The 13,362-nt window shown below is 46.6% G+C and carries 7 protein-coding genes; 2 read left to right on the forward strand and 5 right to left on the reverse strand.

Translation table 11 applies throughout. The annotated features are described in order from the left end of the window. Positions 1-56 precede the first annotated feature (56 nt). From KI659_RS09720 to KI659_RS09740, 5 genes are all read right to left on the reverse strand, one after another. On the reverse strand, positions 57-422 hold the full coding sequence (locus KI659_RS09720; protein WP_213945150.1) for a four helix bundle protein: 366 nt from the start codon (positions 420-422) through the stop codon (positions 57-59). A 108-nt stretch (positions 423-530) separates the two neighbouring features. Further along, positions 531-3,632 carry an efflux RND transporter permease subunit gene (locus KI659_RS09725; protein ID WP_213945151.1) on the reverse strand — a complete coding sequence of 1,034 codons (3,102 nt, stop codon included), beginning with the start codon at positions 3,630-3,632 and terminating at the stop codon, positions 531-533. 3 nt (positions 3,633-3,635) lie between these two features. Beyond that, positions 3,636-6,665 carry an efflux RND transporter permease subunit gene (locus KI659_RS09730; RefSeq protein WP_213945152.1) on the reverse strand — a complete coding sequence of 1,010 codons (3,030 nt, stop codon included), beginning with the start codon at positions 6,663-6,665 and terminating at the stop codon, positions 3,636-3,638. A 545-nt stretch (positions 6,666-7,210) separates the two neighbouring features. After that, on the reverse strand, positions 7,211-8,293 hold the full coding sequence (locus KI659_RS09735) for an efflux RND transporter periplasmic adaptor subunit (protein WP_213945153.1): 1,083 nt from the start codon (positions 8,291-8,293) through the stop codon (positions 7,211-7,213). Between the two features lie 122 nt (positions 8,294-8,415). After that, on the reverse strand, positions 8,416-8,925 hold the full coding sequence (locus KI659_RS09740; protein WP_213945154.1) for a septal ring lytic transglycosylase RlpA family protein: 510 nt from the start codon (positions 8,923-8,925) through the stop codon (positions 8,416-8,418). A 128-nt stretch (positions 8,926-9,053) separates the two neighbouring features. On the opposite strand from KI659_RS09740, the gene sbcD reads away from it, so the two are divergent. After that, the gene (gene sbcD, locus KI659_RS09745; RefSeq protein WP_213945155.1) at positions 9,054-10,283 is read left to right on the forward strand and encodes a metallophosphoesterase family protein; all 1,230 of its coding nucleotides are present in this window, start codon (positions 9,054-9,056) and stop codon (positions 10,281-10,283) included. After that, positions 10,280-13,312: an AAA family ATPase gene (locus KI659_RS09750; RefSeq protein ID WP_213945156.1), complete on the forward strand. Its 3,033-nt coding sequence runs from the start codon at positions 10,280-10,282 to the stop codon at positions 13,310-13,312. The genes sbcD and KI659_RS09750 overlap by 4 nt, the downstream gene beginning before the upstream one ends. Positions 13,313-13,362: the final 50 nt, after the last annotated feature.

The raw sequence follows: 13,362 nt of genomic DNA on the forward strand, positions 1-13,362 counted from the left end.
ACGATTTCAGATTTATGATTGTCATTAATCTGAAATCTAAAATCACAAATCGGAAATTATTTACCATTAAGTCGGTTTTTGACTGTTTTAGAAGAAGCCACAAATATTGCTACCAATTCGTTAGCCTCCCTTTTCAAAATAGGGATTTCGGATGGTTGAGTACTTATCTCTGACTCTTCGATCATTTCTAGCCAAAAAAGAGTCTCATCGGCTTCTTCGATTACGGTTCCCATTTTGCTAATAAAATCTCTGTCACTTTTCGAACGGCAAACTGCTCGATAGTTAGCCGCTACAGAAGTAGAAGACCTAACAATCTGGTCAGTAATAGTCCAACCAACTCTATTGTTTGGCAAATGCGCCACCATTTTAATAATGGACAAGGCTAACTTCTTGGTTCTCATCTGTAATTCCTTGCTATTCATAACCTTTTAATTTATGATTTGTGATTAAAATACAACTGAAACCATAGGACTGGCATAAATCATCATTCTGAAATCTGAAATCATAAATCATAAATCATCATTCTGAAATCATAAATCAAACCGCCTCCACAAAAACACCGGCAAGGCCCAAAACACCCCGATTACCGAAAACACCAAGCCCCCAATAGTCCCGATCGCCAGGGAGAACCAAAAAATCTCATTCTGCCCCTCCATGATAAAGGGTATCAGGCCAAAGCAGGTGGACAGGATGGTTAGAAGGATTGGCACCGCCTTGCCGCCTACGGACTTGAGCACATTGCGGTTGTATTTGCCAGAAAAGCGGTTATTGAGGTCATTGACGATGAAGATGGCGGCGTTGACGGCAAGGCCACCGAGCATCACAAAGGCTGCATAACCGCCCTGATCAAAATAGAAATCAAACAACGAAAAAATCAAAAACAGGCCTATAAAGGAAATAGGCACGATCGCAATGATGTAAAAGGGCTGTTTTAAGTTTTCAAACAAGATCCCACAGATAAAGAAAATAGCCAAAATCAGCACCAAAAGCAGACTGTACTGCCGCTTGGTCTTATCACTGTTCCAGCTCCAGGATTGCCTTTCGGCGCTATAGCCAATAGGCATGAGCAGCTTCATGTCGGCCAATACCTCATCGAGGTACTCTCCGCCAAACTTTGCCGAACCCATGTATTCAAAAGAAATCACCCGGATATATTGCCGGTCTTCTTTGTGCAGGGCACTTGTGGTGGACTCTTTGGTAAGCTGGCCAAAATCCCCAACTTTAAAATAATTATTCTCCCCGCCGATCAAACTGTTTCTTTCCAGATCAAACTTTGAATAGCGGTTGGCTTGCCTCTCCCGCACCACCACTCCATATCGCTGGTCATTTAAAGCAAGGAAAGTTTGGGGTGCGGTAGGCTTGGTGACATCCAGAAGCGCATTGACTACTTCATACTGGTTGGTATTGTGCAGGGCGAGCTGGGACTGGTCAAAGCGTAGGACATATTCCTCTGTTTTCCTTTCATTGTAGGAAAGCCGCTCATTGGTGTTGACCTCCTGAATCCTCTTGTGGGCGAGTAATTTCTCGGCCAGCACTTCTGACTGCTTTTCCAGCTCATCAAAATTGTAGCCTTTCATGGCAACCCTGAATGAGGGAATCCCCTCACCTCCCGGTCCGGCAGAAAAACCCTGGCCAACACCGAAAATACTCCAATTTGCCCCACTCCAGTCGGTGGACTTTACCGCCAGCCTTCCCTTAAGCTGATAGGGCAGCGCCCCTCTTTCATATTCTTCTTTGAAGGTAATCACTATTTGAGCCTGCTGGCCGGAGCTTACATTGGACACATACTGGTCAATCCCCTCGACGCCGGCAAGGTAGGTCTCAAACTCCCTTATCAGAAAATCCATCTGGTCAAGGGTATTGCCAAATGGCAATCTTGCATTCACATAAAGTCTTGTTTTTTCCATTTCCCGATAGGAGGATTTTTCGAATACCCCTCGCACAAACATCCTGAAAGAACCTCCCAGAAACTTGTCCACATGGGGCCGCACATCTTCTTGGTATAGCGAGCTGCCCAACGTTTCATTGTACCACTCCTGGCCTTCCCATTTGGCAGGCAGGTAAAAAATTGGTATCCCAAAAAGCAGCACCAAAGCCGTGATGTAAACCTTCCTGAATCTAGCCGTGCCCCCGATAAACTTTTCATAGCCCCGGAAGAATTTCACCCTTCGGCGAAGTTTTGAAAAAGAAAGCTCCCTTCCATTCAAAGATTTCCCTTTAAACAAAAGTTGATACATCGCGGGAGTGAAAAGTAGCGCCACCAGCAAGGAAACCCCCAGCATTACGGACACCACCTGGGAAAATTCGGTCAAGTTCTTCCTATCCTCCTCCGGCAATAGCAACACCATTAGCAATGCGGCAATGGTGGTCAGTGAGGCCGCCAAAAGCGCCAAAAACACTTTCCGATTCTTATGTTTGTGAAGGTGGTCGATCATGATGATCGCATTATCCACTATCAGCCCAAACGAGATGGTCAGTCCTGCCAGTGAGTAAAGGTGAATGTCTACTTTCAGCAAATACAGTATAATCCCCGTCACACTCAGGTTCACGACAATCCCCAAAAACAGCACGGTAAGATATTTCCAGTTTCTATTGATCAAGAAGATGAATACAATGAGGATCAGGATAGAAAGCCCGGAACGCTTATAGATCTTTTGGAGCTCTTTATCCAAAAATTCCGTATCATCATTTTCAAGCCTTACCTCAAACCCGGCCGGCAGCTGTGCACTTGCCTCACTTACCGCATCCTTTACCTGTTGGGCCAATACAACCTTATTCACACCTTCTCTATTGAATACAGATAAGGTAACTGAGTTATTGCCGTTAATCCGGTAATATCGGGTGGGCTCGGCTTCTTCAAGAGTAATGGAAGCCACATCCCCTAGATAAACTTCTTTTCCTCCATTGCTGCCCACCAGCATGGTTTCCAGCTGACCCAAATGCTGAAGCGACTGGTCTACCTGAACAAAAAGCGTCTGATCCGCCCGGTTGAGAACATTCCCGGGAAAATTTCTGCCAAAAGAACTTTGAAGGGCTTCCAAAAGCTGGTTTCTGCTGAGGTTGTAGGCCTGCAGTTTAGCCACATCATAGGTGATATAAAGCTGCAGATCATTTGCGCCGAGCACCCGTAGTTCCTCGATTTCCTCAAACCTATTAAGCGCCGATTTTAATACATCCTCGGCGATTTTTTTGATTTCAAATGAAGCGAAAGGCCCATTTATGCTGTACGTAAGGATCGGTACAGACTCATTTTGGTTTTGGGCGCTTTGAAAAATAATGGGGTAGGATACTTTGGGATCCATCGAGGGATACACTTGCCGGACCAAACTTGCCAATTCAAATTGCTTGAATTCCATATCGGTGTTCTTATCAAACCGCATGGTGATGTACCCCCGGTCATAGTTTGACACGCTGTTGATGCTCTTTAGATCAGCCAACTGGGAAAATGCACCCTCCAACGGGGCAGTCCCCAATTTTTCCACCAGCTCAGGGCTGGAACCGGGCACATTGTAAGAAACTCTCAATATCGGCTCGCGCTCCCTCGGGTTGAGGTCTACCGAAAGCTTTGGCACCAAGGCAAAGCCTATTACGGTTAAAATGATGAACGATATGATGATCCGAAATGGCGTCATGGGTTATTTCTTTGGGGTCAAAAACCAATAAGCCAAAGGCACAAAATATAGCGCTGTAAAAGTCCCAATGGTAAGCCCACCTATCACACTGAAAACCAATGGCCGCTGCAGATCCGCACCCAGCCCAGCACTAAACACTACCGGCATTAGCGCCAGCATCGTGGTAATGGAAGTCATCAAAATAGGTTTCAACCTGATTTCCCCAGCCTCGTACATGGCTTTATCCAAGATCTGGGTTTTGCTCAAAGAAAGCTTTTCGGAATATTTCACCCTCAATCGGTTGATGGTATCAATTTTCAGAATGGCATCATTGACCATAATCCCCAACATCACCACCAGCCCAATCGCCGACATCACATTCAAGGATGTGCCCGTAAGCCAAAGGACTAAAAAGGCACCGCCAATCCCCAAAGGCAAGGTAAAAATCACAATCAAGGGCTGCACAAAACTCTCAAACTGGGCCGCCAGAATAAAATAAAGAAGCAATATGGCGATAAACAATATGCCCACCAGCTGTTGAATGGTTTCCCTATCCCTAAAATACTGGCCTGCAAAATCAATATTAAGCTGCCTGTCATAGCCCCAATCCCGAATTTGGGATTGGGCAGAAATGCCCTCACCGGCAGGGAAAGCTACTGATTGGTAAACCCCGCTTTTATCAGCCGTGATGAATTTATATTGGTCTTCATAATCAAACTGTATAAAATGATGCAAACCGTACTCCACCCCATCTTTGCCCCGAAGCTTCTGCCCTTGGATCAGCTGCTCAAAATTCACCTGATCTTCCTTGAGCAGAATTGGTGTCACTTCACCAAACCGCTTGATGTCTGTAATATTGAAATTGCCGAACAGCTTTTTGAGTTTGTCCTGAAGCTGATTGGGCTCGATGCCATAAAGGGCAAGTTTTTCCAAGTCGAGTTTGAACACCACCGAAGATTCCTGCTGCAAGCCCGGCCCCCTTTCCCAGGTTTGGGAAGGAAAAGTCATCAGGTATTCATCCATTCTGTAACTTGGGATGGGACGCTTGCTCTTCAGATCCTTCCACCTGGCTTCAAAAAACGGGGCATCTGAGCTAAATAGCTGATCAAAAGCATTGGGAGCATCCTCCAGCCTCAACATGGCCTTGGGGTAATTTTCACTAACCCAATCCGATAACCTGCCGGCCTGCCTATTTTTCTCCTCCTGATCGGAAAACAATAGATACAGCGTAGCCTGTTGAAGTGAATTTTCTCCTTCAAAAAGCAGAAACTGGCTGACCCCGACATCACTTTCAGCTTTCTCAAAACCTCCATCCAAGGCAGCAAGCATTTCCTGAACCCTCAACTTGTTTTGGGTGGCCGAAATGGGCTCCTGCCAATCCACAGCCACCAAGGTATCCATTTTCTCGATTGGCGGCAGCCCCTCTACTTCCAGAATTTGGCTGACCGCAAGCAATAGTGGGATTAAGAGAAACAACAGGGCAAGGTTCCTTTTGCGGTGCAGGAAAATTTTCCCGTAGAGATATTTGTATCCCTTCAATACAGAAAGGTAAAGCTTGCTGTCTTCCTCACTTGCATTCAGTTCTTTATTCTTAAAAAACAGCCAATACAGCATAGGCAAAAGGATAAACGCCACCAGCAGGGAAACGCCAAGAATGGCAGCCACCGAAACCGCCTGGTCAAAAAACAGGGCCCCGGAAATACCACTCAAGAACACCAGCGGCACAAAAACCGCCAAAGTAGTCAAAACTGAACTTATCAAAGCCGACATAACCTCATTTACACCCCCCACACAGGCTTCAAACAAGGGCAGCCCCTCTCTCCTCTTTCTGGTGATGTTGTCCAACACAATGATGGCATTATCAATCAACATCCCGAGGCCGAGCGCCAAACCACTTAGAGATATCACATTGATGGAAATATCGAAAAACCAGAAGACCAAAAAGCTGATAATAAGCGAGGAGGGCAAACTAATTCCTATTATCAATGGCGTACGGTAATTTCCCATGAAAATAAACAGTACTCCAAAGGCGAAAATCCCCCCAAAGAGCAAACTGGTCTGCAGGTTGCTTATCCCGGCATTGAGCACCATGGATTGGTCCTGTGTGATATCAAAATCCACTTGAGGATAATCCGATTTGAATAGCTCAACGGCTTCGTAAATTTTGGGCGTCAATTCATTCATTTTGGCGGCAGCCTGCTTGTGCACGGTGACCACCAGTCCTTCTTCACCCTGATAAAGGTGATAGCCCATCACTTTGTCGGTATCATACTGGACCTGCGCCACCCTCCCAAGGTTGACCACCTGCCCATCATCTGACCTTACGGGGAGCCTTTTGATATCATCGGGATGGTCCACCCGGGTGGCCAACCTGAGGTAATACCTAAATTGACCGTCTTCCACACTGATTCCTGGAAGTTCACTGTTCCCGGCTTTGATGGCATTAATTACATGGTCTTCTGTCAGATTCAAGGCACGAAGCGCATCCTTATCCGTCTGCACGGTGATCACATTGCTCTTTTTCCCATTAATGTCCACTAGTGACACCCCTTCAAGCTGCTCCAGCCTTTTCTTGATGACATTTTCAGTAAGCAGGGTCACCTCCGCATGGTCAATTCCGGGCCGGGGAGTCACCTGTACCCGCACCACGGGGATATCGTTGGTATTGATTCTGATGACCTGCGGCCGGGATAGATCAGTGGGCAGTGAGTTGGTGAGCCGGTCAATCTTTTCGTTGACATCGATGTAGGCCAGCTCCATCTTGGTGCCGTAATCAAAAGTCAAGCGGATAGTCCCCACTTCACTTCCGGCTTTGCTCTCCATATCCTCCAGCCCATTGAGCGTCACCAGGCCCTCCCGGATGGGCCTTAGCACATTCTGTTCAATCGCATCAGGAGAAGCATTTTCATAACTTACCTTCACCACAATCTGGGGCACATCGATCGGGGGCAAAAGCGATATAGGGAGGGTACGAAAAACAATCACGCTGAAAACTATCAGCGCGACAAAGGTCATACTAACCGCAATGGGCCTATTTAATAAAAATCTAACCATTTTTTACTTTATGAATTCTTCGTACCTCGCACTTCTAACTTCGTACTTTATTATGGGTACCAAGTACTAGGTACCAAGTACTAAGTACACCGCAGGACAAGTCCTTTTTCTTGCACCTCTGACTGTTATGCTGATATTTACCGCTCTTACATTCGTGGCCCTCCCTCTGAGCTTCGCTCTTCGGATGGGGTATCAGTGTAACGAGAACTAACTTCATTATTCCCGCCGCGGCGGGCAAGCATCATTCGACATTCATCATTCATTATTGCAATCCGTGACTGGCTTTATAGCCTCTTCGTACTTACCAATGGGTACCAAGTACTAGGTACCACGTACAAAGTACACCGCAGGACAAGCACTTTTCCTTGCGCCTCTGACTGCTTTGCTGATATTTCCCGCTCTTACTTTCGTGACCCTCCCTCCGAGCTTCGCTCTTCGGATGGGGTATCTTTGGTATTTCATTATTTCTCTGCGAAGAAGAGAACTCCGTGAAACTCTGTGCAAAACTCTGCGAAACTCCGTGTCCCATTTAGGCTTCGTACTTTTTATTCCTCCACTATCATCACCGGGGCCTGATGGGCCAGCTGCAGGTTGTTAGTTGTGATCACGGTCATGTTGGGATCTATGCCTTTTAGGATCTCTACTTCACGGCCGTTGTCCTTGCCCACTTCCACATAGTTCCACTTGGACTCTTTGCTTCCATTTTCGAGGGTAAATACTACCGGGCGACCGGAGCGGTACACCAATGCATCCTTGGGCACCACAATGCTGTTATTCTGCGGGGCACGGATCACCGCACGGGCATTCATCCCCGGAAGAAGCTTGCTGTTTGGAGCCAAGGCAATGGAAACCTGGACCAAGCCGTTTTCATCCACCTTGGGATTGATGCTTCTTACTGTTCCGCTTATCTGGTTATCCTTGCCGGATACCGGGAAAACCTCTACTTTTTGATTGGCACTCACATACCCTATATCCGCTTCCAGCACTTTCACTTTTAGTGTCAGTTGATCGGCACTGATGAGTTCACAAAGCTCGTCTCCGCTGTTGACCAGCGTGCCTTTTCTTATGGACAAGTCCGCGATTTTGCCTGATATTGGCGCCTTTATGACGGACTTTTCCAATTCAAGCTCAGCTTCCCTGACTTCTAGCTCAGCTGCCAGAATCCCCGAATTGGCGCGAAGTTTTTCGGTAAAATCTTCCACATTTACTGAGGTGTCCTGACCGGAAAGGATCCTTCCAAAACCCATTTTTCGGTCATCAAAATCCGCCTCGGCCACCCTTTTTTGGATGAGGGCCTTCTCAAGTTTAAATTTCGAATCGGAATTGTCGAGCCTGGCGATTACCTGCCCCTGGGACACCATTTCCCCTTCTTTGACCAAAAGTTCGGTCAGATAACCGTTCCTTTCCACTACCACCTTAAGCTGGTTATCGGCCTCCACTTTGCCTGAAGCATTGATGAGGTAATCAAAAGTTCGTTTCTCTGATTGGGCTACCCGCACTTGGGTAGCGGAGACTTCCTGCCGGAAGGAATCCATTGGCTGTTCCTTTTGGGACTCATCCTCCTGTTCACAGGAAAAAAGCATGAAGGAAGCCAGCAATAGAGAGGCAGATCCAAAAATTCTATTCATATTCAGTTAATTAAACACCGGGCATCTAATTAACTAAAGATTTAAATAAAATCCAATATGTCAGTAGAAATTTGTTGGAAGAAATTGTAACAAATAAGAAGAGAACAAGATCAGATGAGAGCTTAATCTATGCTCATTGTAAAAAGCATATCGGGGTTTTTTCTGTAGGTGACCGATTGAAGTGGGGCTCTCAATCGGATGTCTTTGGGTATTTCTTCGTAGTAATCCTGCAGCTCCTCAATCTTTTGGCGGGTTAAGACCGCAATCCTAACGGGTACTACGCCATCATTGATCATGCCCAGCTGCCTGGCGGCCTCGCGGGAGAGGTCAATTACTCTTTTTGAATTTTGCGGCAGCCGATCATTGATTTTGACGATCACTTGCTTGCCATTTTTATTGTTTGTCACCCTCAGGCGGGTACCGAAGGGAAGGTGCTTGTGGGCCGCGGTAAGCTCATGCATATCAAAAATCTCCCCGCTGGCCGTTTTTCTCTGATGAAACTTCTTCCCATAGAAACTCGCCACCCCTTTTTGGATCACCAATAAAGAGTCGTCTTCAGTAAGAACACGTGCCTCAGCGAGGTTAAACTTACAGAAGAAAATGAGAAAGCCTATGAAAAGAATTTTTTTCATAGGGGAACCTTTTTCAATTTTTATGCCACCGGAGCGACAACTTTTGTCACGGATATTGCCGGTACCGAAATAAGGCCTTAAATTGAATCCCAAACCTTGATTTTACGCATTTTACATTGACGCTTACCATGCTGAAAATACTACACACCGCCGACTGGCATTTGGGGAAAAAGCTCCAGGAATTTCCCCGAATTGAGGAACAAAAACTCGTTTTGGAGGAAATCTGCGAGATTGCAGAAAGCGAAAATATCGACCTGGTCATGTTGGCCGGAGACATCTTCGATTCTTTCAACCCCAACCATGAGGCGGTGGAGCTTCTATACAAAACCTTGAAGCGACTTTCCAACCATGGGAAAAGACTGATCATTGCCATATCCGGCAACCATGACAGTACCCAGTTTGTCGAAGCACCTGATCCGCTGGCTAGGGAATTGGGAATCGTGTTCTATAGCAAATACGACTCTATAGTCCGCCCTGGCCCTGTGGGAGACGGCATAGAAATCACCAAAAGCGAGGAAGGCTTCATTGAGGTCAGGTTTCCACACCTGGATTTTCCAGTACGCGTAATCATGGCGCCTTACGCCAATGAGGTGTTGTTGAAAACGTTTCTGGGTGACGGCGACAAGGAAGAATCCCTTCGTCAAGTCTTGGAGGATAAGTGGCAAAAACTGGCCGACAGCCATTGCGACTCCCAGGGGGTCAACCTTTTCATGGGGCATTTTTTCTTCATAAGGGAAGGTGAAAAACCGGAACCCGAACCCGAAAGTGAGCGTCCTATCCTCCACGTGGGTGGAGCACAGGCGCTTTATACCAAAAACATCCCTGCACAAATCCAATACGCAGCTTTGGGTCATTTGCACCGCTACCATGCGGTACAAAAGGATCCTTTCCCGGTAGTGTACAGCAGTAGTCCCTTGGCCTACAGCTTCAGCGAGGCAGACCAGGATAAAAGAGTGGTCCTAATAGAGGCGCAACCGGGAAAAGATGTGGATCACCGCCCCATCACGCTCAAGCAAGGCAAACCGCTTTATAGAAAAAGGTTTGAGGATCTGCAGGCCACTTTGGAGTGGCTCGAGGAAAACCCATACTGCTTCGTGGAGCTGACCTACGTCACGGAAGAATCCATCGATGCCCAAACGCGGAAAGCCATCATGCAGGCCCATGAGGGGATCGTCAACCTTATCCCCCACCTGAAAGCCGGCTTTGGCAGCGCCAACGGAGAACTCCAGGCAGAGGATTTAAATGAAGATATGGAAACGCTTTTTATCAAATACTTCCAAAGCCAGAAAAGCATGGAGCCAAACGAGGAACTTTTGACCCTTTTTAGGGAAATCACCAGCCAAACACCAAGCGAATGATTCCAGTAAGATTAGACATTGAAGGGCTTTACTCCTACAAGGAAAAGCAAAGTATAGATTTCACCCAATTGACCTCAGCGGGACTTTTTGGGATATTCGGGGCAGTGGGCAGTGGCAAGTCCTCCATCTTGGAGGCCATTCTTTTGGCCCTCTACAGCCGAACGGAACGTCTTTCACCCGTAGGAGAAAGAGCCAGTATGGTCAACCTTCAAAGCGAAAAAATCTCCATCGAGTTTGAGTTTCTGGCGGGTAAAAACAATGCTATTCGCTACAAGGCCCAGTACTTGGCCAAAAGAAACCGTAACAACTGGGAGGATGTGAAAACTGCCACCCATACCTTCTACCGGGCCACCGAGGATTCCTGGGAACCCTTAGAGGAAAGGGGTGAGGATATCTTGGGCATGAAGCTGGATCATTTCCGCCAAACGGTCATCATCCCACAAGGCAAGTTCAGGGATTTTATTGAGCTTGGTCCAAAGGACAGGGCAACCATGATGAAGGACCTCTTTGGTCTTTCCCGTTTTGAACTTTCACCCCAGACAAAGGCCTTGCTCTCGGAGGTGTATACCCAAAAGCTGAAGCTCAAAACCCAGCTGGAAACTTTATCTGATTACACCAAAGAGAAGCTGCAGGAACAGTCAACCCTGCTCAAAAATCTCAAGGAAAAAGAGAAGGGCAGCGCCAGTGAATTGGAAAAACTGGAGGCACAATTTTCCCATGCCAAGCAACTTAAAGATAAACATCAGGAATATAAGGAGATACAAAAAAAATGGAACGAACTACAAACGCGTTCCACAGCCATCGAAAGGTCCAAAGCCAATCTTCAACAGTACCAAAAAGCAACCCTACATTTCAAGCCTCTTTTTACCCAACTCGAGGAATTGAGGATAGATTTGGAGAAATACAAGGTAAGTGTGACCGATTGCCAACGCTGGAAGGATGATTTTGAGAAGGAGGTAAGTGCCCTTTTGGACACCGAAACCAGCCTTCAAAAGGAGTATCAAAAGAAGGGTGAAAGGGAAGCCAAAATCAGGGATCTGAAAAAAGTGATGGAGATTAATGACTTGGAAATTGATTCCAAGACCAACCAGGCGCTGATCGAAAAACTTTCTCCCACCATCCAGGATTGTCAGGATAAAATCACTCAACTTACCAAGCAAATTGAGGAGCAAGAAGGCCTATACGACAACCTGCAAGCACCAGATCCTAACGAGTTGGCCAACCTGAAAAACATGGTTTGGGAAATGGAAGAGCTTACCAAGCAAATTACCCAACTGGAAAAGGAATTGCAGCAGAACAAGCTGCACCAGGCGGAGGTAAATGAGCAAGCCATTGCCATTCGGAAAGCGATGCCAGAGGGAATAACTACCCTGGAAGACTGGATTCAAACCGTCGAAAACCAAATTCGTCACCTGGAAGCATTGAGGGAAAAACTTTTGCAACAGCAGGGCCTTACCGCTTATGCCGGCCACCTGCATGATGGGCAACCATGCCCCCTGTGTGGCTCCGAAAGCCATCCCATACCATTGCCCGCTGATTTTGACAATTTAGAATTATCCACCAACGAAAGTCAAATCAAGGAAGCCAAAACCTTCCTTAAGCAAGTCAGGCAAAAAGGCTCTTCCATGGACAGGATTCTTTTTTCACTCCAAGACCTTGGAGAAAAGATATCGGAAAAGGAAAAACAGCTTGCAGGCTTGTCAGAGCGAAAGAAGCAGCTTCACCACCAACTGGCGGAAAAAGGATATTCAACTGTTCACGAGGTGCAAGAGGCCCTTTTGGAAGCCAACAAGACCACGGAAAAGCAAAGTAAGCTTTTAAGCAGTCTAAAAGCATTGAGACAGGACTGCAGCAAGTTGAGGGAAGATTCTTCCTCTAATCAAGAAAAGCTGCAAAAGGCTCAAAATGAATACAGCTCCCAACTATCAGCCATCAATAGCAAAAAAGATGACCTACAGTTTAAAGATTTCTGCCAGCCGTACTTTGCCCAGACCAATGAGCAGATCAAAACCACCATCGACAAGGTGCAACAGGCCATCGATCAGTTGGAGGTGAAAATAACCCGAAACAAAGATGCCCTCATTGATTCCCGCGGACGCCAATCCACCAACCTGGCCAACTTGAAGCAGTTTTCTGAATTGCTTAAAGGCTGCGAGGAAAAACAGGTGGCCCAAAAAGAAACCCTAAAAAATAAAATGCAAGAAATGGGTTTCGGGCTGGAGGAAGAACTCAAGGCCATACTTGATCAGCAGCTGGATACGGAAAAGCTAGAGGCCCAAATCAATGAATTTGAAAGACAATGGCACCTGACCAAGGATAGGCTGGAAGCTTATGTGCAGAACAAAGAAGTTACCGGGTTTGAGGAGGAGTGGTTTGCCCGACTGTCATCCGAATTAAGCCAGTCCAAAGAGACCTTTGACCAACTCAAAAAGGAAATAGCGCTGACTCAAAATCAGATGGAGACCACCCAGCAAAAGCTGGAAGAAAAAGCCGGATTAAACAAATCTTTGGATGTGGTAGAAAAAAGGGAAAGTAATCTAAGGGAATTGGAGGGGCTATTCAAAGGCAGTGGCTTTGTAAAATATGTCAGCAGCATCTACCTCAAAGAACTCAGCCATACGGCCAACCGACGCTTCATGAAGCTGACCAAGAACAACCTGAGCTTGGAAATCGACAACGACAACACTTTCTGGGTTTTGGATCATTTGAATGGAGGAAAAAGAAGGTTGCTCAAGACACTTTCCGGTGGACAGACCTTCCAGGCTTCACTTTGCCTGGCCCTGTCGCTTGCAGAGAAGGTAAAATCCCTTAACTGGGCGGATCAAAGTTTCTTTTTCCTGGATGAAGGTTTCGGTTCCCTGGACAAAAACTCTCTGCGGGTAGTATTTGAAACCCTCAAATCCCTGCGTCACGAAAACCGCATCGTGGGCATCATCTCCCACGTGGAGGAACTGCAGCAGGAGATAGGGGTCTATGCCGAAGTGGAGCTGGATGGGGAGAAAGGGAGTGTGGTGAGGTACTCATATTGATGAAAAACCTGCCAGGTTTTATAGTCAACCTCGAAAACCTGGCAGGTTTA

Source organism: Litoribacter ruber (assembly GCF_018449405.1).
Classification (GTDB): domain Bacteria; phylum Bacteroidota; class Bacteroidia; order Cytophagales; family Cyclobacteriaceae; genus Litoribacter; species Litoribacter ruber.

What these genes read in the sequence shown, in the direction of transcription:
- KI659_RS09740 (WP_213945154.1), bottom strand. Translation starts at nt 8,925, where the DNA reads ATGAAAAAAATTCTTTTCATAGGCTTTCTCATTTTCTTCTGTAAGTTT.
- KI659_RS09750 (WP_213945156.1), top strand. Translation starts at nt 10,280, where the DNA reads ATGATTCCAGTAAGATTAGACATTGAAGGGCTTTACTCCTACAAGGAA.
- KI659_RS09720 (WP_213945150.1), bottom strand. Translation starts at nt 422, where the DNA reads ATGAATAGCAAGGAATTACAGATGAGAACCAAGAAGTTAGCCTTGTCC.
- sbcD (WP_213945155.1), top strand. Translation starts at nt 9,054, where the DNA reads ATGCTGAAAATACTACACACCGCCGACTGGCATTTGGGGAAAAAGCTC.
- KI659_RS09735 (WP_213945153.1), bottom strand. Translation starts at nt 8,293, where the DNA reads ATGAATAGAATTTTTGGATCTGCCTCTCTATTGCTGGCTTCCTTCATG.
- KI659_RS09725 (WP_213945151.1), bottom strand. Translation starts at nt 3,632, where the DNA reads ATGACGCCATTTCGGATCATCATATCGTTCATCATTTTAACCGTAATA.
- KI659_RS09730 (WP_213945152.1), bottom strand. Translation starts at nt 6,665, where the DNA reads ATGGTTAGATTTTTATTAAATAGGCCCATTGCGGTTAGTATGACCTTT.